Consider the following 24,516-nt stretch of genomic DNA (forward strand, 5'->3'; position numbering starts at 1 on the left):
ATGGGCCGGTCCGGCTGTGCTCGTCCTGTGAGCGGGTCGCGGCACATCGCCAGAGTTCCTGCCCGCCGCGGGTCCGTCCCGTCCGGGCAGCCAGCCAGACCGCGACCGGCACGGTGCCGGGCACGGCCCGACCGAGAAGGACCCCGATGTCGACTCCGAACGACCCGTACGGGACCGCTGGCACGCCGGAGGAGCCCGGCACCCCGGGCCCGGGCAGCACCCCGGAGCAGCCGTCCGCGCCGCAGCCTCCCGCCACCCCGCCGTACCCCGGCCAGCCGACCTACGGCACGCCCGCCGCGCCACCGCCGCCCCAGTACGGCAGCCCGCAGTACGGCGCCCCTCAGTACGGCGCCGCCCCCCAGTACGGGGCCGCCCCGCAGTACGGTGCCGCGCCGTATGGACAGCAGCCGTACGGGCAGCAGCCATACGGGCAGCAGCCGTACGGCGCGCCGACGGCGCCGCCGAACAACTACCTGGTGTGGGCCATCCTGACCACAGTGCTGTGCTGCCTGCCCCTGGGCGTCGTCTCGATCATCTTCTCGACGCAGGTCAACTCGAAGTGGTCGATGGGCGACTACGAGGGTGCGATCAAGTCGTCCAAGCGGGCCCGCCAGTTCGCCATGTGGAGCGCGATCGCCGCCGTCGTCGTCGCGGTCCTCTACATCCTGTTCGTCGTGATCCTCGGCGCAACCGGTGCGCTGAACTCGAACTACTGACGCGATGCGAGGGGCGGGGGTGGACGGGGGTTTCGCCGACGAGGCGACACGCACGTCCACCTCGGCGCCGCTCGCGCGACGCCTCGCCGGCCCCGCGGCGGTCGTGCTCGCCGCCGGGGTCGGTCTGGCCACGCTGGCCCTCGTGGACCCGAACCAGGCCGGGCACTACCCGACCTGCCCGTTCTTCTGGTTGACCGGTCTGTACTGCCCGGGCTGCGGCTCGCTGCGCGCCCTGCACGACCTCACCCGGCTGGACGTCGCCGCCGCCTGGGGGATGAACCCGCTGCTCGTGGTCGCGCTGCCGTTCCTCGTCGCCAGCTGGATCGCGTGGACGCGACGATCCGTGACGGGTGCGCACCGCCGGCTCGCGCACCCCGCGTGGATCTGGGCGGTCCTCGCGCTCGTGCTGGCCTTCTGGGTCGCACGCAACATCCCGGCGCTGGCTCCCTGGCTGGCCCCCTGAGACCAGGGCACGCGTCGGCTGTGGGCGGTGCCGTCGCCGCGCTGTCCCACCCATCGGCTGTGGTCGGGGTCACTCGCTCACCCCCTCTACGATGGAACCCGGTCCCGAGCCACTCACGACGGTGTGTGCGGGCCGAGCCGACAGGGGAGAGGGTGAGGCTTCGATGACCGTGCTGGACGACATCATCGCCGGAGTCAGGCAGGACCTTGCCGTCCGCGAGGAGGCCACGCCGCTCGCGCTGGTCAAGGAGCAGGCGGACCGTCGCCCGTCCGCCCTCGACAGCCTGAACCGACTGCGCGCCGAGGACGCCGTGCGGGTGATCGCCGAGGTCAAGCGCTCGAGCCCGAGCAAGGGCGCGCTCGCCACGATCAAGGACCCGGCCGCGCTGGCGGCCGAGTACGAGAAGGGCGGCGCGGCCGTCATCTCGGTCCTCACCGAGGAGCGCCGCTTCCACGGGTCGCTCGCGGACCTGGACGCGGTCCGGGCGCGGGTCGACATCCCCGTGCTGCGCAAGGACTTCGTCGTCACGCCGTACCAGGTGTGGGAGGCGCGCGCACACGGCGCGGACCTCGTCCTGCTGATCGTCGCGGCGCTGGAGCAGACCGTGCTGGAGTCGCTGGTGGAGCGGGTGCACTCCCTGGGCATGACCGCCCTGGTCGAGGTGCACGACACCGAGGAGGTCGCCCGGGCGGCCGACGCCGGCGCTCGGGTGATCGGGGTCAACGCCCGCGACCTGCGCTCGCTCGAGGTCGACCGGACCACGTTCGCGCGGGTCGCGCCCAGCATCCCGTCGCACATCATCAAGATCGCGGAGTCCGGTGTGCGCGGTCCGCACGACGTCATGGACTACGCCCGCGCCGGCGCGGACGCCGTGCTCGTCGGCGAGGCCCTGGTCACGGACGACGCGCCGCGCGAGTCCGTCGCCGATCTCGTCGCGGCAGGTGCCCACCCGTCCCTGCGTGCGGTGCGCCAGTGACCGGTAGACCCGTCTCCGACAAGATGCGCGAGGCCGTGTCCGACGGCCCGCTGTCGACGCACGCGGGCCCGTACTTCGGGGAGTTCGGCGGCCGGTTCGTCCCGGAGGCGCTCATCGCGGCCCTCGACGAGCTCGACACCGAGTACCACAAGGCCCTGACCGACCCGGCGTTCGGGCGTGAGCTGGCCCGGCTGCACAAGACGTACACGGGCCGGCCGAGCCCGCTCACCGAGGTCCCGCGGTTCGCGGCCCACGTGGCGCCGGGGGTGCGGGTGTTCCTCAAGCGCGAGGACCTCAACCACACCGGCTCGCACAAGATCAACAACGTGCTCGGGCAGGCCCTGCTGGTCAAGCGCATGGGCAAGACGCGTGTCATCGCGGAGACGGGCGCTGGCCAGCACGGCGTCGCGACGGCGACCGCGGCCGCCCTGCTCGACCTCGAGTGCGTGGTCTACATGGGCGAGGAGGACACCCGGCGCCAGGCGCTGAACGTCGCCCGGATGCGCCTGCTCGGCGCCGAGGTCATCCCGGTGTCGATCGGCACCCGCACGCTGAAGGACGCGATCAACGAGGCCCTGCGCGACTGGGTGGCCAACGTCGAGACGACGCACTACCTGCTCGGCACGGTCACGGGACCGCACCCGTTCCCGGAGATGGTCCGCGACTTCCACAAGATCATCGGCGAGGAGGCCAAGGCCCAGCTCCTCGAGGAGATCGGCCGGCTGCCGGACGCCGTCGCGGCGTGCGTCGGGGGCGGCTCGAACGCGATGGGCATCTTCAACGCGTTCCTCGACGACCCCGCCGTCCGGCTGTTCGGCTTCGAGGCCGGCGGTGAGGGCGTCACGAGCGGGCGCCACGCCGCGCGGTTCTCGGGCGGCGAGCCGGGTGTGCTGCACGGTGCCAAGTCGTACCTGTTGCAGGACGACGACGGCCAGACGCTGCCCAGCCACTCGGTGTCCGCCGGGCTCGACTACCCGAGCGTCGGACCGGAGCACGCCTGGCTCCACGACATCGGCCGCGCCGACTACCGGCCGGTGAGCGACGTCGAGGCCATGGAGGCGTTCCGCATCCTGTGCCGCACCGAGGGGATCATCCCGGCGATCGAGTCCGCGCACGCCCTCGCCGGCGCGATCCAGCTCGGCGACGAGCTCGTGGGGTGGACCGGCGACGACGGTCACGAGCCGGTGCTGCTGGTCAACCTGTCCGGTCGGGGGGACAAGGACGTGGCCACGGCGGCGGCCTGGTTCGACCTGATCGACGACGAGCCGGTCGTGCTGGCCGACCAAGGAGAGCAGCTGTGACGGCCGTGGATGTCCGCTCGCAGGTCGGGGAGTTCCTCGACGGCCTGGGTCGCTCCGCGCTCATCGGCTACCTGCCGGTCGGCTACCCGACGGTCGACGGCTCGATCGACGCCGTGCGCACGATGATCGACGCCGGCGCGGACGTGGTCGAAGCTCGGGGTGCCCTACAGCGACCCGGTCATGGACGGCCCGGTCATCCAGAAGGCCGTCGACGCGGCGCTGGCCGGCGGGACCAAGGTGCGCGACACGATCCGCGCGGTCGAGCAGGTCTCGGGCCGCGGTGCGCCGATCCTCGTCATGACGTACTGGAACCTCGTGCTGCGCTACGGCGTCGACGCTTTCGCTCGCGATCTCGCCGCGGCGGGTGGCGCGGGCCTCATCACCCCGGACCTGATCCCCGACGAGGCCGCCGACTGGATCGCCGCCTCCGACGCGCACGGGCTGGACCGCGTGTTCCTGGTCGCCCCGAGCAGCACGCCCGAGCGGCTGGCCTCCACGAGCGCCGCCTCGCGCGGGTTCGTCTACGCCGCCTCGACGATGGGGGTCACGGGCGAGCGCACGACGCTCGGCAACCGCGCCGAGCAGCTGGTCGCGGACACCCGCGCCGCCGGCGCCCAGCACGTCTGCGTGGGTCTGGGCGTGTCGCGCCCGGAGCAGGCCGCCGACGTCGCCCGCTACGCCGACGGGGTCATCGTCGGCTCCGCCCTGGTGCGCGCCGTCCTGGACGCACCCGACGCCGCCGCCGGCCGCGCGGGCTCGCGCGCGTCACGACAGCCCTGGCAGACGGTGTGAGGTCCGCACGATGATCGCCGCGATCCCGAGCCCCTCGGAGGGCGTCTGGCACCTGGGCCCGTTCCCGCTGCGCGCCTACGCCTTCGCCATCCTGCTCGGCATCCTCGCCGCGCTCTGGATGACGCGGCGCCGTTGGGTCGAACGCGGTGGCGAGGCCGACACGGTCCTGGAGATCTCGTTCTGGGCGGTGCCCTTCGGCATCATCGGCGGGCGGATCTACCACGTCATCACGTCGCCGCAGGCGTACTTCGGCCACGGTGGCGACCCGGTCAAGGCGCTGTTCATCTGGGAGGGCGGCCTGGGCATCTGGGGCGCGGTCGCGTTCGGTGCGGTCGGCGCCTGGATCGGTTGCCGACGGCAGGGCGTGCGGCTCCCACCGTTCGCGGACGCGCTCGCGCCCGGCCTGCTGGTCGCGCAGGGCATCGGACGGCTGGGCAACTGGTTCAACCAGGAGCTGTTCGGCGGACCGACGACCCTGCCGTGGGGCCTGCGCATCGACGACGCGCACCTGCCTGCGGGTTTCGCCTCGGGCACGCTGTTCCACCCGACGTTCCTGTACGAGATGCTGTGGAACTTCGCCGGGGCGGCCCTGCTGATCTGGATCGACCGCCGGTACCGGCTCGGCTACGGCCGCGTGTTCTGGCTGTACGTCGTCATCTACACGACGGGTCGGCTGTGGATCGAGCTCCTGCGCATCGACCCCGCCAACCACATCCTCGGACTGCGCCTCAACGTCTGGACAGCGATCATCGTCGGCGTCGGAGCGCTGGTAGCGTTCGTGGTGGTCGGGCGCCGGCACCCAGGACGTGATACGACCCTCCTGCTGACACCCCCGATCGTGCAGGAGGATTTGCAGGAAGAAGACGAGACAGCCACCGACCCGCCCGCTGACCCGCGGGAAGCCGGCAGCGCTTCTCAGCTCTGACGATGCGTGCGGTCGGCTGACCGCCCTGTATCGTCGCCACGTCTGGGCCGACGACGTCCCGCGTTCCCTCTTGTTCGTGCTATTCCCCGACCCTCGGGGACCGTGAGGACGGTGCAGATGTCGACGACGCCGGTGAGCCCTGGCGCGCTGCGCGCGCCATTGCCGCAGGGTCTCTACGACCCCGCCGCCGAGCACGACGCATGCGGTTTCGCCTTCGTCGCAACGCTCCGTGGAACGCCCGGCCGGGACATCGTCGACGCCGGCCTCACGGCGCTGCTCAACCTCGACCACCGCGGCGCCGTGGGCGCCGAGGAGGACAGCGGTGACGGCGCGGGCATCCTCACCCAGATCCCGGACGCGTTCCTGCGCGACGTGGTCGACGCCGAGCTGCCGCCGCCCGGCTACTACGCGATCGGGATGGCGTTCCTGCCGGTCGACGAGGCCGAGCAGCGCATCGCCGTCAGCGCCATCGAGTCGATCGCCGCCGAGGAGAGCTTCGACGTCCTCGCGTGGCGTGAGGTCGTCGTCACCGCAGACCTCGTCGGCCCCACGGCGCGGGCCTCCATGCCGGTCTTCCGTCAGCTCGTCGTCGCGGACCCCTCACGAGAGCTGTCGGGCATCGACCTCGACCGCCGCGCGTACCGCCTGCGCAAGCGCGCCGAGCGCGAGCGCGGGCTGTACTTCGCCTCGCTGTCGTCGCGGACGCTCGCCTACAAGGGGATGCTGACCACCGGTCAGCTCGAGCCGTTCTTCGCGGACCTCTCCGACCCGCGCTACGCATCGGAGATCGCGCTGGTCCACTCGCGCTTCTCCACCAACACGTTCCCGTCGTGGCCGCTCGCGCAGCCGTTCCGCCTGATCGCACACAACGGCGAGATCAACACGGTGCGCAGCAACCGCAACTGGATGGCCGCGCGCGAGGGCACGCTGGCCAGCGACGCGCTGGGCGACCTCGCACCGCTGCTGCCCGTGTGCACCCCGGGCGGATCGGACTCGGGCAGCTTCGACGAGGTCCTCGAGCTCCTGCACCTGGGCGGCCGGTCGCTGCCGCACGCCGTGATGATGATGATCCCGGAGGCGTGGGAGAACCACGCCCAGATGGACCCAGCCCGGCGCGCGTTCTACGAGTACCACTCGACGCTGATGGAGCCGTGGGACGGTCCGGCCGCCATCACGTTCACCGACGGGACGCTCATCGGCTCGGTGCAGGACCGCAACGGCCTGCGCCCGGGCCGCTACTGGGTCACGGAGGACGGGCTCGTCGTCTGCGCGTCCGAGGCCGGCGTGCTCGACATCGACCCGGCGACCGTGGTCGCCAAGGGTCGCCTCGAGCCCGGCCGCATGTTCCTCGTCGACACCGGCAAGGGTCGGATCATCGATGACCAGGAGATCAAGTCGACGCTCGCGGCCCAGCGGCCGTACGCGGAGTGGGTGCGCGACAACTCGGTCTACCTGGCCCAGCTGCCCGAGCGCGAGCACGTGGCGCACTCGGCCGCCTCCGTGCGCCGTCGCCAGCGTGCGTTCGGGTACACCGAGGAAGAGCTGAAGATCCTGCTCAGCCCGATGGCTGCCGCCGGCGCGGAGCCGCTGGGTGCGATGGGCTCGGACACACCCGTCGCGGTGCTGTCCACGCGTCCGCGCATGCTGTTCGACTACTTCACGCAGATGTTCGCTCAGGTCACCAACCCGCCGCTGGACGCGATCCGCGAGGAGCTGGTCACCGCGGTCGGCGGGGCGATCGGGCCGGAGCCCAACCTCCTCGAGGACGGCCCGGCGCACGCCCGCAAGCTGGTCCTGCCGTTCCCGGTGATCGACAACGACCAGCTGGCCAAGATCGTGCACGTGGCCAAGGAGCCTGCGCTCGGCTTCCGCGCGACCACCATCCGCGGCCTGTACAAGGTCAGCGGCGGGGGACAGGCGCTCGAGGAGCGCCTGGAGGAGATCTTCGCCGAGGTCGACGCCGCGGTTGCCGACGGGGTCAGCTTCATCGTGCTCTCGGACCGCAACTCGGACGCGGACCTCGCGCCGATCCCGTCGCTGCTGCTGCTCAGCGCGGTGCACCACCACACGCTGCGCCGGCACACCCGCACGATGATCTCGCTGATCATCGAGGCGGGGGACGTCCGCGAGGTGCACCACACCGCGCTGCTGATCGGCTACGGCGCGGCAGCGGTCAACCCCTACCTGGCGATGGAGACGGTCGAGGACCTGGCGCGGTCGGGGTACCTGCCCGGAGTGGGCCCCGAGAAGGCCGTCGCCAACCTCATCAAGGCGCTCGGCAAGGGCGTCCTGAAGGTCATGTCGAAGATGGGCATCTCGACCATGGCGTCCTACCGCGGCGCGCAGGTGTTCGAGGCCATCGGTCTGTCGCAGCCGCTGGTGGACCGGTACTTCACGGGCACCACCAGCCGTCTGGGCGGCATCGGCCTGGACGTCATCGCGGCCGAGGTCGCGGCCCGCCACGCGGACGCGTACCCAGCCAGCGGCAACCGCCAGGCGCACCTGCGGCTCGCGGTCGGCGGCGAGTACCAGTGGCGGCGCGACGGCGAGGACCACCTGTTCGACCCCGAGACCGTCTTCCGCCTGCAGCACTCCACGCGCACGCGGCAGTTCGACATCTTCCAGCAGTACACGAGCCGGGTGGACGAGCAGTCGTCGCGCCTGATGACCCTGCGCGGACTGCTGGCGTTCAAGGACGGCGTGCGCCCGCCCGTGCCGATCGACGAGGTCGAGCCGGTCAGCGAGATCGTCAAGCGGTTCAACACGGGCGCCATGTCCTACGGCTCGATCTCGGCGGAGGCGCACGAGACCCTGGCGGTCGCGATGAACAGCATCGGTGCCAAGTCGAACACCGGTGAGGGCGGCGAGGACTCCGACCGCCTCAACGACCCGGTGCGTCGCTCCGCGATCAAGCAGATCGCCTCCGGCCGGTTCGGCGTGACCAGCGAGTACCTGACCAACGCCGACGACATCCAGATCAAGCTTCGCCCAGGGCGCCAAGCCCGGCGAGGGCGGTCAGCTGCCCGGCCACAAGGTGTACCCGTGGGTGGCCAAGACCCGGCACTCGACGCCGGGCGTCGGGCTCATCTCGCCGCCGCCGCACCACGACATCTACTCGATCGAGGACCTGGCGCAGCTGATCCACGACGCCAAGAACGCCAACCCGCAGGCGCGCATCCACACCAAGCTCGTCAGCGAGTTCGGCGTGGGCACGATCGCCGCGGGCGTCGCGAAGGCGCACTCGGACGTGGTGCTCATCTCGGGTCACGACGGTGGCACCGGCGCCTCTCCGCTGACCTCGCTCAAGCACGCCGGCACCCCGTGGGAGATCGGCCTGGCCGAGACCCAGCAGACGCTCGTGCTGAACAACCTGCGCGACCGTGTCGTGGTGCAGGTGGACGGCCAGCTCAAGACGGGTCGCGACGTCGTCATCGGGGCGCTGCTCGGCGCCGAGGAGTTCGGCTTCGCGACCGCCCCGCTGGTGGTCTCGGGCTGCATCATGATGCGCGTCTGTCACCTCGACACCTGTCCGGTCGGCGTCGCCACCCAGAACCCCGAGCTGCGGGCCAGGTTCACCGGCAAGCCGGAGTTCGTGGTCACGTTCATGGAGTTCATCGCCCAGGAGGTGCGCGCCCTGCTCGCGCAGCTCGGCTTCCGCACCCTGCTCGAGGCGGTCGGGCACGTGGAGCTGCTGGACACCCGCACGGCGATCGACCACTGGAAGGCCGAGGGTCTGGACCTGGCGCCCGTGCTCGCGGTCCCGACGCCGGTGGCCGGGTCGGCGCTCCACCGGACCAAGCTGCAGGACCACGGCCTGGCCCGTGCGCTCGACAACCGCCTCATCGCGCTGGCGGCCGACGCCCTCGAGCGTCGCGACCCGGTCCGCATTGCCCTGCCCATCCGCAACGTCAACCGCACCGTCGGGACGATGCTCGGTCACGAGGTGACCAAGCGGTTCGGCGCCGCCGGCCTGGCCGACGACACGATCGACGTCACCCTCACCGGCTCTGCGGGCCAGTCGTTCGGAGCGTTCCTGCCGCGCGGCATCACGCTGCGACTGTTCGGCGACGCGAACGACTACGTCGGCAAGGGCCTGTCGGGCGGTCGGATCGCGATCCGTCCCGACCGCAACGCGGTGCTCTCCTCCGAGCACAACGTGGTGGCGGGCAACGTCATCGGCTACGGCGCGACGACCGGTCAGATCTTCCTGCGCGGTCTCGTCGGCGAGCGGTTCGGCGTCCGCAACTCGGGCGCCACGCTGGTCGTCGAGGGCGTCGGCGACCACGGGTGCGAGTACATGACGGGCGGCACCGTGCTGGTGCTCGGCCGGACGGGTCGCAACTTCGGGGCGGGCATGTCCGGCGGCACGGCCTACGTGCTCGACCTGGTGCCGGCGCTGGTCAACCTCGACGCGGTGCGCACCAACGAGCCCGCGCTGGACCCCCTGGACGACGAGGACGCGGCTCTGGTCGAACAGCTGCTGCGCGCACACCACGACGAGACCGGCTCGCCCGTGGCGGCCGAGCCTCCTCGAGGACTTCCCGCAGACGCGGGCGCGGTTCACGCGCCTGCTCCCGACCGAGTACGCCCGCGTCCGTCGCGCGCTCGCCAAGGCCGAGGCCGACGGTCTCGACCCGGCCGCGCCCGGCGTGTGGGACACGATCCTGGAGGTGGCCCGTGGCTGACCCCCGCGGCTTCCTCAAGGTCCGTGACCGCGAGCTCCCGCCCAACCGGCCCGTCGAGATCCGCCTGCGTGACTGGGCGGACGTGCACGCGCACCTGCAGGAGGGCCAGCCCTACCTCAAGGAGCAGGCCGGCCGCTGCATGGACTGCGGGATCCCGTTCTGCCACAACGGCTGCCCGCTGGGGAACCTGATCCCCGAGTGGAACGACCTGGTGTGGCGCGGGCAGTGGTCGGACGCCATCGACCGGCTGCACGCAACCAACAACTTCCCCGAGTTCACCGGCCGCATCTGCCCGGCGCCGTGCGAGTCCAGCTGCGTGCTGGGCATCAACCAGCCCGCGGTGACCATCAAGAACGTCGAGGTCTCGATCATCGACGAGGCCTTCGCGCAGGGTCTGGTCACCCCGCAGGTGCCGCAGCGGCTCACCGGTCACACGGTCGCCGTCGTCGGCTCCGGACCCGCCGGCCTGGCCGCCGCCCAGCAGCTCACGCGGGCGGGACACACGGTCGCCGTGTACGAGCGGGACGACGCCATCGGCGGGCTGATGCGCTACGGCGTGCCGGACTTCAAGCTCGAGAAGATCCACATCGACCGCCGGCTCGAGCAGATGGAGGCGGAGGGCACGCGCTTCCGCCCGGGTGTCGAGGTCGGTCGGGACGTGACGTGGCCGCAGCTGCAGGCGCGGTACGACGCGATCGTCATCGCCACCGGTGCGACGGTCCCGCGCGAGCTGACCGTGCCCGGCAAGGAGCTTCTCCGGCGTGCACGTGGCCATGGAGTTCCTGCACCAGGCGAACGCCGTGGCGGCCGGCAAGCCCGTCGCCGACCAGATCACCGCGACCGGCAAGCACGTCATCATCATCGGCGGCGGCGACACAGGCTCGGACTGCCTCGGCACGGCGCTGCGCCAGGGTGCCGCATCAGTGACCACGCTGGCCATCGGCAAGCGACCCCCGGAGGACCGGCCCGACCACCAGCCGTGGCCGACCGACCCCATCCTGTTCGAGGTCTCGTCCTCGCACGCGGAGGGCGGCGACCGCGAGTACCTCGCCTCGACCGTCGAGTTCGTCGGCGACGAGTCCGGCGCCGTCGCGCGGCTCCAGCTGGCGACCACCGAGTACCTCTCGGACGGCCGCCGCGTGCCCAAGTCGGGGACCGAGCGTGACATCCCGGCCGACCTGGTGCTCGTCGCGATGGGCTTCACCGGTCCGGAGACGCCGTCGCTGACCGAGCAGATCGGCATCGAGCTCACGCCGCGCGGGCTCGTCACGCGGTCCGAGGACTACGCCACGTCCGTGCCGGGCGTGTTCGTGGCCGGCGACGCCGGCCGCGGCCAGTCCCTCATCGTCTGGGCGATCGCCGAGGGCCGCGCCGCGGCGGCCGCGGTCGACACCTACCTCTCGGGGAGCACCGAGCTCCCCTCTCCGGTGACCGCCTCCACGGTGGCGCTGCGCCCCTAGACCACCCCAATCGACCGGCGTCGACAACTGCCCGGCCCTGGGGGCCGGACCGGGGCGTGCGGTCACGGCCACGAGAAGTACATGATCACGGAAGGCATAGGCTCGCCCCATGCGTAGAGCAAAGATCGTCTGCACCATCGGCCCTGCTACGGAGTCCGCGGAGCAGATCCAGGCCCTCGTCGACGCCGGGATGGACGTGGCGCGGCTCAACCGCAGCCACGGCGACACCGAGGTCCACCAGCGGGTGTACGACAACGTCCGTGCCGCAGCGAAGTCCTCCGGCCGCTCCGTCGCGGTCCTGGTCGATCTCCAGGGCCCGAAGATCCGGCTCGGCCGGTTCATCGACGGCAAGCACAACCTCGCGGTCGGCGACGTGTTCACCATCACGACTGACGACGTCGAGGGCACCAAGGAGCGTGTCTCCACGACGCACAAGGGCCTGACCGACGACGCGCGCGTGGGCGACCCGATCCTCATCGACGACGGCAAGGTGCTGGTCCGCGTCACCGCCGTCGAGGGTTCCGACGTGGTCACCCGCGTCGAGGTCCCCGGCCCCGTGTCGAACAACAAGGGCCTGAACCTGCCCGGCGTCGCCGTGTCCGTGCCGGCCATGAGCGACAAGGACGAGGACGACCTGCGCTGGGCCCTGCGCGTCGGCGCCGACATCATCGCGCTGTCGTTCGTCCGGTCGGCCGAGGACTACACCGACGTGCGCCGGATCATGGAGGAGGAGAACCGGGTCGTCCCGGTCATCGCCAAGATCGAGAAGCCGCAGGCCGTGGAGAACCTGGCCGAGATCGTCGCCGCGTTCGACGGGATCATGGTCGCCCGCGGTGACCTGGGCGTCGAGCTGCCCCTCGAGCAGGTTCCGCTCGTCCAGAAGCGCGCGGTCGAGCTGGCCCGCCGCAACGCGAAGCCGGTCATCGTCGCTACGCAGGTGCTCGAGTCCATGACGACGAACCCGCGCCCGACGCGCGCCGAGACCTCCGACTGCGCCAACGCGGTCCTCGACGGTGCCGACGCGGTCATGCTCTCCGGCGAGACGTCCGTGGGCGACTACCCGATCGAGACCGTGCGGACCATGGCGCGGATCATCGAGGCCACCGAGGAGATGGGCCGCGAGCGGATGGCACCCCTGGGTTCCACGCCGCACACGCGCGGCGGTGCGATCACTCGTGCCGCGGCCGAGATCGGCGAGACGCTCGACGTCAAGTACCTCGTGACGTTCACGCAGTCGGGCGACTCGGCGCGGCGCATGTCGCGGCTGCGCTCGGCCATCCCGCTGCTGGCGTTCACGCCCGTCGAGGACGTCCGCAACACGCTCTCGCTCAGCTGGGGCGTGCAGACCTACCGGTCGCCGTCGGTCGAGAGCACGGACGAGATGGTCAACCAGGTCGACTCGACCCTGCGTGCCAACGGCCTGGCCGAGGTGGGCGACTACGTCGTCGTCGTCGCCGGTGCACCGGTCGGCGTGGTCGGCTCGACCAACTCGATCGTCGTGCACAAGATCGGTGACGACGAGCGGGCGAACGGCCGCGTCGCCTGACACCTGCACACACACCGACGAGGGGCCCGGAGAGCGATCACCGGGCCCCTCGTCGTGAGTGGTGCAGCGTGTCAGGCGGTGAGGATCTTGTTCTTCTGCACCTCGAACTCGATGTCCGTCAGGACGCCCGAGTCACGCAGTGCCCAAGCTGCGCGAGCTGCGCGAAGCTTGTCGTCCGTGCTTGCCACGGGGGCGGGGGGCGGGGGCGCGTACTGCGGCTCGGCGTACTGCGGGGCCTGCTGGGCCGCCTGCTGGTCGGCCTGGTCGTTCCAGCGGCCCGCCTGACGACGGGACACGCGGTTGGACACCGCGGTGGCGGTGCCGGCGACGACGGCCGTCCTGGCGACGGTGCGCATCAATCTGGGCATGTCTTCCTACCTCTCTCGACGACGTTTCCCGGGGAACCCGGGGTACCTAATCGGCGGCCTCGATCTCGTCCAAGGACGCGAGGATCGCCTGGACGGGGATGCGGCCGCTGGCGACGAGCTGGCCGCCGGCTCGGCGCACGGCGGCGGCGAAGGGTGCCGCCCACACGTTCTCGAACACGATCACGGCGGCGGCGGTGCTGGGGAGCAGCGCCTCACCGGCCTCTGCGACGTCGTCGTCACCGATCAGCCCGGAGTGCACGCCCGCGAACACGGTCAGGTCGAAACCACCGCCGTCGAGCTGGTCGAGCTCGATCGCGCCGACGTTGCCCTCCTCGTCCTTCAGGACGAACACCAGGTCGAGGATCCGGATGGTCTTGTTGTCGACGAGGTCGAGAAGCAGCGGGAATGCTTCGCCGGTGAAGTTGGTCCGGGGGAACTCGATGACGAGATAGTCGATGGGACCCGTCTCTTCGAGGCTCTCGAGGCCGGCGAGATCGTCGGTCATGGTGGGCAGTCCTTTCGTCGCACAGTCGTGCCCAGCGCTCATGCCCCGGACAGTCGACCTTCGGGCGGAACATTGCGACCTTAGCGCGCAAATCGGCTCACGAGTGCCGACAACGGCAGCCTCACAGGCACGGTTCGCCCGGACGGTCCACGGCACCGTCCGCGCAGGTGGACGTGCGTGGCGTACCAGCCGTTCCAGCGGCCATCCGGGCATTTCAGTAGTGCGCGTCCTCATGCTCGAGGTCCTCGGTGCGCACCCGGGCGCGGAACACGTGGTACGTCCACCCCTGGTGCAGCAGGACGAGCGGGAAGAAGGCGACGGCGATCATCGCGGCGGCCTGCATGAGGCCGAGCAGCACGCCCCGCGTGGCTCGCAGGTGCGGATGTGTCGTCCTCCCCGGCTGCCGGGTGTCAGCGCTCTTGCCGCGGTTCGCCCCGAGGGCTTGACTGGCCACGGACGGTCTCGCCAGGGGGCACCGAGGTCCGCGCTCGTCCCCGTCGTCGGGTCACGCGCGAGGAGATGGGCGGCCATGGGCAGCACGCTTCGAGGTGGCCCGGCGAGCATCGGTCGGCAGACCGACCTCCCCGCGCCGGTCGGGCGCCTGGTGGTGCGCCCACGGTTGACGGCGATGCTCGCGGCCGAGGTCCCGCTGACGCTCGTGGTGGGCCCCGCGGGCTCCGGGAAGACCGTGGCTGTCGCCACCTGGGCCGCGCAGGTGCCCGGGCCGGTCGGCTGGGTGACGCTCGACGCGGCCGACCTGGTCGGGGCCGCGCCCTGGGTGCCGATCGTCGCCGCACTGCGCCGCACCGGCGTGCGGGTCCCCGCGCTCGTGTCGCTCGGCGATGGAGCCGCAGGGGGAGCGGCCTTCTCGACGATGCTCGCCGCGCACGTCGCCGCGCACCCGGAGCCCGTCGTCCTCGTGCTCGACGTCGGCGGCGCGGTCCCCGCGGACCTCGCAGAGGGGCTCGAGCGTGTCCTGCGGCAGGCCCCGGGGCGGCTCCGGCTCGTCATCGTCAGCCGCGTGGACCCGCCGGTGCCCGTGCATCGCTATCGCCTCGAGGGCGCGGTCACCGAGCTCGACGCGACGGACCTCGCGTTCCGCCCCGAGGAGGTCGGGGCGCTCCTCGACCACGCCCGGCTGACCCTGTCGGCCGACGGCGCGCGAGCGCTGCACGCGCGCACGCGCGGCTGGGTCGCCGGAGTGCGGCTCGCGATGCTCGACGCCCAGCGGTCGGGGGCCGGCTCGTGGACGGGTGAGGTCTCCGCGGCGAGCGGGTCGGTCGCCGCGTACCTGCGGGCCGAGGTGCTCGACCAGATCGCGCCCGCCGAGCGTCGGCTGCTGCTCGACTGCAGCGTGGCCGACGACCTCCCGACGGGTCTGGTGGGCGCGCTCGGAGGATCGGTGCGAGCGCTCGAGCGGCTCGGGAAGGCCTTCGTGGAGGAGTCGCCGGGCCGGTCGGGGTCGTTCGTGCTGGCGCCCCTCGCCCGCGAGCTCCACTACGCCCAGCGTCGCGGAAGATCCCGAGCGCGCCCGGGTGCTGCACCGGCGGGCCGGGGAATGGCTTGCCGGCGAGGGTCGGTGGAACGACGCCGCCTCACAGGCGGCACGCGCCCTCGCCTGGGACGAGGTCGCCCGGTACGCCGTGGCGGGGGGTGTGGTCGCCGACCTGGTGCGGGGTCACCTGCCCGCCGAGCGCGTCGCTGCGCTGGCCCGGGTCCCGGCGTCCACGCCCGGCGTCGACGCCGCGATCGTGCGCGCCGTCGCCTTGGCGGCCCGCGGCGACGTGACGCGAGCGACCGCTGAGGTCGCCGAGGCGCGCCCCGCGCCGGACTCGCAGGTCGCGCTGGGGCTGCTCCAGGTCGTCCTCGCGTCCGGGCGCGGGGATGCCGCCGGCGTCGTCGCCGCTGCCGACCGTCTCGGGCCGCCGATGCAGGACCGGCCGGACGTCGTCGCGGCGATCGAGGCCCTCCGTGGCGACGCGCTGCTGGTGCTCGGGCGGCTCGAGGCGGCGGCCCTGGCCTACCGGGGCATCGGGTCCCGACGCGGCCGGCTCGCGCTGGTGGAGGCGCTCCGCGGCGAGCTGCGCGGGGCTCGGGCCCTCGCGGACCGCGCGCAGTCCGGGCCGGGCCCTGTCGACCCGTCCGGGCAGATCGCGTCGGCCTGGGCGAGCCTCGAGGGCGACGAGCTCGACGCCGCCCGCGCATACCTGCGTCGCGCGGGCCGCGTCCCGATCACGCCGGCCGACCCGGTGCCGGGCACGCTGGTGGCCCTGCTCGAGGCACGCCTGCGGCGCGCCTCCGGCGACCTCGAGGGCGCTCGCGACGCGCTCGCCGTGACCCCGGCCGGGTCGGCGTGGCTGGCCGACCTGCTGCTGCTGGAGCACGGGGCGCTCGACCTGGCGGGCGGCCGGCCGGGGTCGGCGCTCGACCGGCACGCGTCGGTCGCCGATCCGACCAGTGAGGGCGCACAACGGCTGCTGTGGCAGGTGCGGCTCGCCGAGTGGGCGGGCGTGTCGGCGCACCCTGCGCCCGACGCCTCGCTCGCGGTGCGGGTCGAGGGGTGGCTGCTGGAGGCGTCGCGACGGTTGAGCCTGGGGGAGCGGGCCGCGGCGCGACGCGCCGTGCAGCGTGCGCTCGACCTCGCCGCGCCCGAGCAGCTGCGCCGCCCGTTCCGTGAGGCGTCCGTCGACGTGCGACGGCTCCTGCTCGAGGTGCCGGCTGCGGGACCGTCCACGCGTCCCACTCGGCGTCCCGCACCGCGGCCGGAGCTCCCGGTCGACGAGTCGGTCCGGGACCTGGTCGAGCCGTTGACCGAGAAGGAGTGCGAGGTGCTCGGGCACCTGGCGGCCATGCTGTCGACCGACGAGATCGCCGCGGCGATGTTCGTGTCCGTGAACACCGTGCGCACCCACGTGCGCAACATCTTGCGCAAAGCTGGTGCGTCGCGCCGCAACGAGGCCGTCCGCAAGGCCCGCGCGATCCACCTGATCCCTGCCTGATCGGCGTGGGTCAGGGCTGCTCCGGCGCCCGCTGCACCAGGAAGGCCTGTCCGTCGGGTCCGACCACCCGCTCGAACTCCTGCCGCAGCTGCGCGTCACGGGCGCGCTCGTCGGGCGTGAGTGGGCGGCGTCGCCCGCGGATGTTGCCCACCTGCGCGGGCCCGAAGTAGGTGAGGAGCCATTCGGTGGCGTCCTTGCGGCGCTTCTCGGTCACGTCGTCTCCTATGCTTAGTGCACTAACTATATCCCCCGAGGAGGGTCGATGACCGACGAGCGACCGGACCCGTTGGCGGTCGAGGCGCAGGTCTGCCTGACCGTCTCCGCCGCCGCGCGCAGCCTCGTCGGGTTCTACCGACCGCTGCTCGAGCCGCTGGGCCTCACCCACCCGCAGTACCTGGCCATGCTGGCGCTCTGGCAGTACGGCCCGATCTCGCTCACCCAGCTGGCCGGCCACCTGCACCTCGAAGCCGCCACGACGTCGCCGCTCGTGCGGCGCCTGGAGGCGATGGGCCTGCTGCGGCGCGAGCGGGACACGGCCGACGAGCGCGCTCTGCTCCTCGTGCTCACCGATGCCGGCCGCGACCTGCGCGAGCTGGCGGTGCCCATCCCGGCGACGATGGTCGAGCGGCTCGCGCTCGATCCGGCCCAGATCGACGAGATCCGTCGTGCCGCCGAGCTGCTCGTCGCCGCCTGCGCCGCGGCGTCCTGAGCAGCCGCCCCCAGGGTCGGGACAGCCATCGCGAGCTCCGGACGTCGACCCGGACCGTGCACTACGGCACGATGGCCGCATGCCGGACCCGTTGCCCGTCCCGAGCGCGTCGCCGCACCTGTGGTGGCGCGTGCGGGACTACGCGAGCGTGCTGCGCTGGCAGCTCGCCGCGGCCCGCGGAGACGACGCCTACCGATCGCCCGTCGAGCCCGTCGGGCCCCCGGTCGTGCTCGTGCCCGGCGTCTGGGAGCCCTGGCAGTTCCTGCGACCGTTGGCCGAGCGGCTCTTCGCCCACGGGGTCCGCGTCCACGCGATCCCCGCGCTCGGCTACAACCGTCAACCGGTGGCCGACACGGCCGCGGTGCTCGGCGCGTACCTCGTCGAGCACGACCTGCGGGACGTGGTGCTCGTGGCACACAGCAAGGGCGGCCTGGTGGGCAAGCTCGCGATGCTCCGGCACGACCCGGACGGGCGCATCGCCACCATGGTCGCGGTCAACGCGCCGTTCGCCGGGTCGCGGTACGCGCGGTGGATCCCGATCTCGTCGGTGCGGGCGTTCGTGCCCTCGGACGCGACGATCACTGCCCTGGCCGCCGAGACCGCGGTCAACGCGCGGATCGTCTCGGTGCACAGCGACTGGGATCCGCACGTCCCCGAGGGGAGCGTCCTTCCCGGTGCGCGTGACGTCGTCCTGGCAACGCCGGGGCACTTCCGGCCGTTGGAGGACCGGCAGCTCGAGGAGCTGCTGCTGGAGCTCCTGCTGCCTTGAGTCAGCCGCGGGGCAGGCGGAGCACCCGGGTCAGACCGGGTTGGTCGGGATCGTCGACGATCTCCTCGCCGTCGAGCCACGACGTGATCACGTGCGCGAGCTCACCCGGGTGGCTGAAGTTGATCGCGTGCGCCGCGCCCTCGATGAGCACGACCGTCACGTGGGCCGGAGCGATGCTGCCGACCTCGCGGACGCGTCGGGGCGCGGGCATCAACGGGTCCCTGGAGCCGATCACCGCCAGCGACGGGACGGGCACCCGGACGAGCCGTTCGAGGGACGGGAACCTGGTCAGCTCGCCCAGCAGGTTCAGCGTGTTGATCGGTCCGAACTTGAGGTAGTCCGGCACGGCCACCCGCGCCATCTTGGGGCTCTCGCGTACCCCGTCCGTGGCGAGCTGCTTGAGGGCGCGACCCAGCGGCTGGTTGTGCACCCCACCCGCAGGCGAGACGAGGATCAGCCGGTGCACGCGCTCGGGTGCGGCGTGCGCGACCTCGAGGCTGACGACGGCGCCCATCGAGTTGCCGACGAGGATGACCTTCTCGAAGCCGAGCACGTCCAGCATCTCGAGCAGCGTGTGGGCCAGGGCCGGGATGCCGAGCGTGTGCGCCGGGCGCTCGCTGCGGCCGTAGCCCGGCATGTCGGGGACCAGGTTGGGGCCGCGGTCGGTGAGCAGCCGCGCGGTCGGCATCAGGTACGAGCCGGAGATGCCGAACCCGTGGATGTGCACGATCGGGATGCCCTCGACGTCAGGGCTCCGGCGGTAGTACACCTGGCGGCCGTCGAGGGTCAGGTAGGCCTCGGACCAGGTCGGGTCGCTGCTCGTCACGTGCTGATCGTGGCAGAGACCGGTTCCCAGATCGAGGACTCGTGTTCAGCGGGAACCGGTCGGCGTGTCCTGCGCCGCCTCCGGCCCGCGTCGCTACCTGCGGCGCTTCGTGCTCGACGTCTGGCCCGTCAGACCACGCGAGTGCAGCACGCGCCGTTCCAGCGGTGCGAACACCGCCAGCTCGATCGCGATGCCCACCAGGAAGATGAGGAAGATCGACGCGATCACGAGCGACATGTCGCTGGTGGCGCGGCCCAGGTCGAGCAGCTGCCCGAGGCCGCCGCCGATGGTCTGGGTGATCAGCTCGGCCGCCATCAGGGACCGCCACGCGAACGCCCAGCCCTGCTTCAGACCGCCGAGGAATCCCGGGAGCGCGGCGGGCAGCAGCACGTAGCGGATGCGGGTCCAGCCGCGGGCGCCGAGCACCTGGCCGACGCGCAGGAACAGGGGCGGTACCTGGTCGGTCCCGGCGAGCAGGCCGTTGACGATCGACGGCACCGCACCCAGCAGGACGACGGCGTACATCGTCGCGTTGGTCAGGCCGAACCAGATGATCGCGGCCGGCACCCACGCCACGGACGGCAGCGACTGCAGGCCCGTGATGATCGGCCCGAACGCGCGCCGCAGCAGCGGAGAGGCGGCGAGGGCGACGCCGATCGCGACGCCCACCACCACCGACATGACGAAGCCGACGGCGGCGCGCTCGACGCTGCTGCGGATCGCGCGCCAGGCGGAGCCGTCCTGGATGCCGTTGAGCAGGGTCTGCCACACGTCGGAGGGGCTCGGCAACGCGTACGGCGGCTTGAGCTCGAGCGAGTACGCGACCTGCCACACGACCACGATCGCGACGAGGGCGGCGAGCACCGGCCAGGCGGAACGCCAGGTCGCGCGCAGGAACGACGGCCGGTCGACGCTGATCGGCGTCTCGAGCGCGTCGAGACCGGCGGCCAGCGCGCTCTCGGAGGGTGTCTCGGTCGACCGGACCGTGCCCGGTGCGTGGGTGTCAGTGGCCATGGCGAGCGATCTCCTGACGCAGGTGCTCCGTGATCTCGGCGCTGAGCGCGGACACGTCGTGGTCCTCGATGCGGCGCGGCTGCGGGATGTCGACGCGCCACTCGCGGACCACCCGGCCGGGTCGCGACGAGAGCAGGACGACACGCTGCCCGAGCCGGACGGCCTCCCGGACGTTGTGGGTCACGAAGATCACGGCGCGGCCGGTCTCGGACCAGATGCGGGTGAGCTCTTCGTGCAGGACGTCGCGCGTGATCGCGTCGAGCGCCGCGAACGGCTCGTCCATCAGGAGCAGGTCGCCCTCTTGCGCGAGCGCGCGGGCGAGGGCGACACGCTGGCGCATGCCGCCCGACAGCTCGTGCACCCGCTTGGGCGCGGCTCCGTCGAGCCGGACCAGCGAGAGCAGCCGTGCAGCCTCGGTCTTGCGCTCCTTGCGGGGCACGCCGCGCAGCCGCAGCGCGAGCTCGATGTTCGCCCCCGCGGACAGCCACGGGTAGAGCGCGGGCTCCTGGAACATGAGCGCCGGACGCCCGCCGGGTACCTCCACCTGGCCGGAGACCGGCTTGTCCAGGCCCGCGACGAGCGAGAGCAGCGTCGACTTGCCGCACCCGGAGGCGCCGAGCAGGCAGACGAACTCGCCGGGATGGACCGTGAGGTCGATGTGCTCCAGCACGGGCGGGCGCGAGGCCTCGCCGAAGTGCTGGGTGACGTCGGTGAGGCGCGCCGCAACGGCGGCCGGGGCATCGATGCCCGGGCCGCCGGCCGCCGTCGCGGTGGTGGTCACTTTCCGTCAGCTCCCAACCCGGCGTCGTCCACCGGCTTCTCGTTGTTCTCCTTCAGCACCTCGTTGAGGAGCGTCAGGTCGTAGATACCGGTGAGGTCCGTCTTCTTCGAGGTGCCCACCGCCACGCCGTGGTCGGCCGACGTCTGGAGGCTGGACGCGATCGGGTCGAGCGTCGGGGTCAGGTTGGCCCACGCCCGGTCGAGCACGGCCTGCGAGAGCGGCTTGGTCGTGAGCTTCTCGATGGCCGAGTTGGCCTCGGTCTTCGCGGCGTCGGAGTTCGCGGTCACCCAGACGTTCGTGGCGTACTCGGCCTCGATGAGTTTCCTGACCGTGCCCGGGTACTTCTTCAGGAAGTCGGTCGAGACGATCAGGTGCGTGGTGACGAAGTCGCCACCGGGCCACAGGTCCTTCTCGTCGACGAGGACGTGCCCGCCCGCGTCGACCAGCCGCGACGACCACGGCTCGGGCAGCCAGCCGCCGTCCACCTGGCCCGCCTTGAAGGTGTCGAGCGTCTGGGCGTTGTCCTGCGGCACGATCGTGACGTCGGACGGCGCACCCGTGAGCGAGCTGGTGAGCTTCTGGCCCGTGAGCCAGAAGCGCAGGGCGACGTCCTGGGTGTTGCCCAGCTGCGGCGTCGCCAGCGTCTTGCCCTTGAGGTCGGCCGCGGTCTTGATCTTGTCGTTGACGACCAGCTGGGCGCCGGCGGACGTGGCGCCCGCGACGATCCGGATGGCCTCGCCCTTGGACTGCGAGAAGGCGTTGATGGCCGGGTTCGGACCGACGTACGCGGCGTCGATCGCGCCCCCGAGCAGCGCCTCCACGGCCGCGGGACCGGCGTTGAAGATCGTCGGTGTGAGCTTCGTGTCCCCGAGCGTCTTCTGGTATGTGCCGTTGTCGACGCCGATGAGCGGGAGCGCGTGGGTCAGGTTGGCGAAGTAGCCGAGACGCAGCTCGGAGGCCTCGGCGAGGGGGGCGGCGGCGTTCCCGGAGGCGCTGGGGGCGCCGGCCGCGTCGGCGGTCGAGTCGGAGGAGCACGCGCCGAGCGACGCGAGCGCGGCGGCGGTGAGCAGGGTCGTCAGGGTGGCGGCGAGGCGGCGCGCGCGGGGCGCGGGGCGAGCAGTCATGTCGGGAGTCCTTGGTTCTCGAGTCGGTCGGTCAGCGCGTGCGGCGGTCGGTGATCGGCAGACATCGCCGACATCGCGCGCGCGCAGCGTCACGAGGAGCTCGAGCAGCAACGAACAAGGTGGACGCCATGAGGCGTTTCCTCCGCGGGGGACGGGGGTGGTCGCGGTCCTGCCAGGCCGACGTCGAGACCGGGGCCGGGCGATGAACGCGCGGCCGAGGGGGACGGGGCCGGGGGTTCAGATGCTCCGCGGACAGCAGGGGCACGCGGGAGCCATGACGACGTGACAACACGTCGAGGCGGCGCGGCGGGTCTGCATGTGACGAGGATGGCGGTCCCGGGTCCTCGGCGACACCCTCGTCTCGAATATTGGACTAAGCGGGTCGGAATTTGATACTTGCTGACGTGTCACGGTGTCGGCGCGGGGACGGGACTCGTCAGGACGAGCACCGACCACCCCGGGACCCAGAGATCGGCGCCCGCGCCGCGCGGCGCGGCGTCCGTCGGTTCGCCGGTGGGATCGGCGGAGTCGAGCCTGGCGGTCCAGGAGGCCCCGGGGCGCGGGTCCGGCAGCGTGAAGCGCACTGCCTGGGACCAGCCGTTCACCAGCAGCAGCAGGTCGGAGTCGACGAGCGGGCGCCCCTGGTCGTCCCGGTCGGGGGCGTCGGCGCCGTCGAGGTAGACCGCGACGCAGCGGGCTCGGGAGTCGGACCAGTCCGCGCCGGTCATGAACCGACCGGTCGGGGAGTACCACCCGATCTCCTCGGTCTGCGCACCGGTGAGGAACCGACGTCGGCGCAGGACCGGGTGCGTCCGACGCAGGGCGATCGCCTTGCGCGTGAAGGCCAGCAGCTCCGCGTCCGCACCGGCCCAGTCGACCCAGGTCATCGGGCCGTCCTGGCAGTAGGCGTTGTTGTTGCCGCCCTGCGTCCGGCCCAGCTCGTCGCCGGCCAGCAGCAGCGGGGCGCCCAGCGACATCAGCAGCGTCGTCAGGATCGCCCGGGACCGCAGCCCGCGCAGGGCCGTGACCGCCGAGTCGCCCGTGGGGCCCTCCGCGCCGCTGTTCCAGGAGCGGTTGTCGCTGGTCCCGTCACGGTTCTGCTCAAGGTTCGCCTCGTTGTGCTTGCCGTCGTAGCTGACGAGGTCGCGCAGCGTGAAGCCGTCATGGACCGTGACCAGGTTGACGGAGGCGGACGGGCGACGGACCGACCCGCCGAACAGGTCGGACGAGCCGGACAGGCGCGTGGCGAGCTCGCCGAGCATCCCGTCCGTGCCGCGCCAGAAGTCACGCACGCTGTCGCGGTACCGCCCGTTCCACTCGCTCCACAGCGGCGGGAACCGCCCGAGGCTGTAGCTGTCCGCCTGCCCCACGTCCCAGGGCTCCGCGATCAGCTTGGTCCGACCGACGACCGGGTCCTGCGTGATCAGGTCGAAGAACGAGGCCGTCCGCTCGAAGCTGCCGTCCTCGCGCGCGAGGGTCGTCGCGAGGTCGAACCGGAAGCCGTCGACGTGCATCTCGAGGATCCAGTACCGCAGCGAGTCCATGATCAGCCGCAAGGTGGTCGCATGGTCGACGTTGAGCGAGTTCCCCGTGCCGGTCGTGTCGTAGTACGACCGCGGGTCTGTGGGGCTCAACCGGTAGTACGCGGGGTTGTCGATGCCGCGGTGGCACAGCGTCGGGCCGCCGGAACCGCCCTCCGCCGTGTGGTTGAAGACGACGTCGAGGATGACCTCCAGACCGGCCGCGTGCAGACGCTTGACCATCGTCTTGAACTCGGCCACCTGCCCCCCGACCACACCGGCGCGGGCGTGGGCCGAGTACGCCTCGTGCGGCGCCAGGTAGCCGATCGTGTTGTAGCCCCAGTAGTTGGTGCGCCCGCTCCGGGCGAGGAACTCCTCCGGGACGCTGTGGTGCACCGGGAGCAGCTCGACCGCGGTCACGCCCAGGTCGACCAGGTGCGCGATCACGGCGGGGTGCCCGAGGGCCGCGTACGTGCCACGCAGACTCGGCGGGCACGTCCGGGTGCAGCGCCGTCAGGCCCTTCGGGTGGGCCTCGTAGAAGACGGTGTCGGCGTAGTTGGTGCCCGGGTGGACGTCGCCCTCCCAGTCGAACGACCGGTCGACCACGATGCTGCGTGGCACGTGCCCGGCCGAGTCGAGCAGGCTGGGCACATCGGGATCCCCGACCGTGTACCCGAGCACCTCCGGCCCGAACCCGACGTCGCCGCTGATCGCACGTGCGTAGGGGTCGAGCAGGAGCTTGGCAGGGTTGCAGCGCAGCCCGCGGGAGGGGTCCCACGGGCCCGTCGCCCGGAAGCCGTACGCCGTGCCGGCCTCGACGCCCGGGACGAACGCGTGCCAGACACCGGCGTCGTTGTCGAGCAGCGGCACCTGGTGCTCGGCCCCGTCGGCGTCGAACAGGCACAGGACCATGCCCGTGGCGATGTCCGACGCCACGGCGAAGTTGGTCCCGCCGGGCAGGAGCGTGGCACCGAGGGGGAAGGCGGACCCGGGCGTGGACCGGACGGTCGGGATGACGGCGGCGGCGCTCATGGTC

General features: G+C 72.2%; 19 protein-coding genes and 4 pseudogenes. 13 read left to right on the forward strand and 10 right to left on the reverse strand.

Annotated elements, in window-relative coordinates; translation table 11 throughout:
* The first annotated feature begins 146 nt into the window (after positions 1 to 146).
* The 9 genes and pseudogenes from AC38ZX_RS09205 (at position 147) to pyk (ending at position 12,864) form a co-directional block, all read left to right on the forward strand.
* Positions 147 to 716: a CD225/dispanin family protein gene (locus AC38ZX_RS09205; protein WP_426595523.1), complete on the forward strand. Its 570-nt coding sequence runs from the start codon at positions 147 to 149 to the stop codon at positions 714 to 716.
* Between the two features lie 19 nt (positions 717 to 735).
* Positions 736 to 1,179 carry a DUF2752 domain-containing protein gene (locus tag AC38ZX_RS09210; protein ID WP_491297053.1) on the forward strand — a complete coding sequence of 148 codons (444 nt, stop codon included), beginning with the start codon at positions 736 to 738 and terminating at the stop codon, positions 1,177 to 1,179.
* A gap of 163 nt (positions 1,180 to 1,342) precedes the next feature.
* Positions 1,343 to 2,155: an indole-3-glycerol phosphate synthase TrpC gene (trpC, locus tag AC38ZX_RS09215; RefSeq protein ID WP_426595525.1), complete on the forward strand. Its 813-nt coding sequence runs from the start codon at positions 1,343 to 1,345 to the stop codon at positions 2,153 to 2,155.
* Positions 2,156 to 2,178: 23 nt separating this feature from the next.
* On the forward strand, positions 2,179 to 3,456 hold the full coding sequence (trpB, locus tag AC38ZX_RS09220) for a tryptophan synthase subunit beta (RefSeq protein WP_426595909.1): 1,278 nt from the start codon (positions 2,179 to 2,181) through the stop codon (positions 3,454 to 3,456).
* Positions 3,453 to 4,262, forward strand: a pseudogene (gene trpA, locus AC38ZX_RS09225) (tryptophan synthase subunit alpha). The gene trpB and the pseudogene trpA overlap by 4 nt, the downstream one beginning before the upstream one ends.
* Entirely contained in the window at positions 4,259 to 5,173 is a 915-nt protein-coding gene (gene lgt, locus AC38ZX_RS09230; protein WP_426595527.1) for a prolipoprotein diacylglyceryl transferase, read from the forward strand. Before trpA ends, lgt begins: the two are co-directional and overlap by 4 nt.
* A 117-nt stretch (positions 5,174 to 5,290) precedes the next feature.
* Positions 5,291 to 9,858: pseudogene (gltB, locus tag AC38ZX_RS09235) on the forward strand (glutamate synthase large subunit).
* A pseudogene (locus AC38ZX_RS09240) lies at positions 9,851 to 11,318 on the forward strand (glutamate synthase subunit beta). The pseudogenes gltB and AC38ZX_RS09240 overlap by 8 nt, the downstream one beginning before the upstream one ends.
* A 109-nt stretch (positions 11,319 to 11,427) precedes the next feature.
* Positions 11,428 to 12,864 (forward strand): pyruvate kinase, encoded by a 1,437-nt coding sequence (pyk, locus tag AC38ZX_RS09245; RefSeq protein WP_426595529.1) that lies wholly within the window; start codon positions 11,428 to 11,430, stop codon positions 12,862 to 12,864.
* A 71-nt stretch (positions 12,865 to 12,935) separates the two neighbouring features.
* On the opposite strand, the gene AC38ZX_RS09250 is transcribed toward pyk, so the two are convergent.
* The 3 genes from AC38ZX_RS09250 to AC38ZX_RS09260 all read right to left on the reverse strand — a co-directional run bounded on the left by AC38ZX_RS09250 (position 12,936) and on the right by AC38ZX_RS09260 (position 14,095).
* A complete protein-coding gene (locus AC38ZX_RS09250; protein ID WP_491297054.1) occupies positions 12,936 to 13,232 on the reverse strand; it encodes an SHOCT domain-containing protein in 297 nt (98 codons plus the stop codon).
* Between the two features lie 46 nt (positions 13,233 to 13,278).
* On the reverse strand, positions 13,279 to 13,737 hold the full coding sequence (locus tag AC38ZX_RS09255) for a DUF6325 family protein (RefSeq protein ID WP_491297055.1): 459 nt from the start codon (positions 13,735 to 13,737) through the stop codon (positions 13,279 to 13,281).
* A 214-nt stretch (positions 13,738 to 13,951) separates the two neighbouring features.
* A complete protein-coding gene (locus AC38ZX_RS09260) occupies positions 13,952 to 14,095 on the reverse strand; it encodes a hypothetical protein (protein WP_491297056.1) in 144 nt (47 codons plus the stop codon).
* A 171-nt stretch (positions 14,096 to 14,266) separates the two neighbouring features.
* Between AC38ZX_RS09260 and AC38ZX_RS09265 the strand changes: the two genes are divergently transcribed.
* On the forward strand, positions 14,267 to 15,541 hold the full coding sequence (locus AC38ZX_RS09265; RefSeq protein ID WP_491297057.1) for a hypothetical protein: 1,275 nt from the start codon (positions 14,267 to 14,269) through the stop codon (positions 15,539 to 15,541).
* A 1,045-nt stretch (positions 15,542 to 16,586) separates the two neighbouring features.
* The gene (locus tag AC38ZX_RS09270) at positions 16,587 to 16,736 is read left to right on the forward strand and encodes a response regulator transcription factor (RefSeq protein ID WP_491297347.1); all 150 of its coding nucleotides are present in this window, start codon (positions 16,587 to 16,589) and stop codon (positions 16,734 to 16,736) included.
* 10 nt (positions 16,737 to 16,746) lie between these two features.
* On the opposite strand, the gene AC38ZX_RS09275 is transcribed toward AC38ZX_RS09270, so the two are convergent.
* The gene (locus AC38ZX_RS09275; protein ID WP_491297058.1) at positions 16,747 to 16,950 is read right to left on the reverse strand and encodes a hypothetical protein; all 204 of its coding nucleotides are present in this window, start codon (positions 16,948 to 16,950) and stop codon (positions 16,747 to 16,749) included.
* 48 nt (positions 16,951 to 16,998) lie between these two features.
* On the opposite strand from AC38ZX_RS09275, the gene AC38ZX_RS09280 reads away from it, so the two are divergent.
* Positions 16,999 to 17,445 (forward strand): MarR family winged helix-turn-helix transcriptional regulator, encoded by a 447-nt coding sequence (locus tag AC38ZX_RS09280; RefSeq protein ID WP_491297060.1) that lies wholly within the window; start codon positions 16,999 to 17,001, stop codon positions 17,443 to 17,445.
* A 79-nt stretch (positions 17,446 to 17,524) separates the two neighbouring features.
* Positions 17,525 to 18,214 carry an esterase/lipase family protein gene (locus AC38ZX_RS09285; RefSeq protein ID WP_491297061.1) on the forward strand — a complete coding sequence of 230 codons (690 nt, stop codon included), beginning with the start codon at positions 17,525 to 17,527 and terminating at the stop codon, positions 18,212 to 18,214.
* Position 18,215: 1 nt separating this feature from the next.
* Here the strand turns inward: AC38ZX_RS09285 and AC38ZX_RS09290 are convergent, their stop codons facing one another.
* From AC38ZX_RS09290 to AC38ZX_RS09315, 6 genes and pseudogenes are all read right to left on the reverse strand, one after another.
* Entirely contained in the window at positions 18,216 to 19,040 is an 825-nt protein-coding gene (locus tag AC38ZX_RS09290; RefSeq protein ID WP_491297062.1) for an alpha/beta fold hydrolase, read from the reverse strand.
* 93 nt (positions 19,041 to 19,133) lie between these two features.
* Positions 19,134 to 20,054 (reverse strand): ABC transporter permease, encoded by a 921-nt coding sequence (locus AC38ZX_RS09295; protein WP_426595537.1) that lies wholly within the window; start codon positions 20,052 to 20,054, stop codon positions 19,134 to 19,136.
* Entirely contained in the window at positions 20,044 to 20,799 is a 756-nt protein-coding gene (locus AC38ZX_RS09300) for an ABC transporter ATP-binding protein (protein ID WP_426595912.1), read from the reverse strand. The genes AC38ZX_RS09295 and AC38ZX_RS09300 overlap by 11 nt, the downstream gene beginning before the upstream one ends.
* Positions 20,800 to 20,831: 32 nt before the next feature.
* A complete protein-coding gene (locus AC38ZX_RS09305) occupies positions 20,832 to 21,959 on the reverse strand; it encodes an ABC transporter substrate-binding protein (protein ID WP_491297063.1) in 1,128 nt (375 codons plus the stop codon).
* A 407-nt stretch (positions 21,960 to 22,366) separates the two neighbouring features.
* Positions 22,367 to 23,926: a glycogen debranching protein GlgX gene (gene glgX, locus AC38ZX_RS09310; RefSeq protein WP_491297064.1), complete on the reverse strand. Its 1,560-nt coding sequence runs from the start codon at positions 23,924 to 23,926 to the stop codon at positions 22,367 to 22,369.
* A 331-nt stretch (positions 23,927 to 24,257) separates the two neighbouring features.
* Positions 24,258 to 24,512 (reverse strand): annotated as a pseudogene (locus AC38ZX_RS09315) (glycogen debranching enzyme); the annotation flags it as partial.
* Positions 24,513 to 24,516 lie beyond the last annotated feature (4 nt).

It is taken from the genome of Cellulomonas sp. McL0606 (assembly GCF_058248365.1).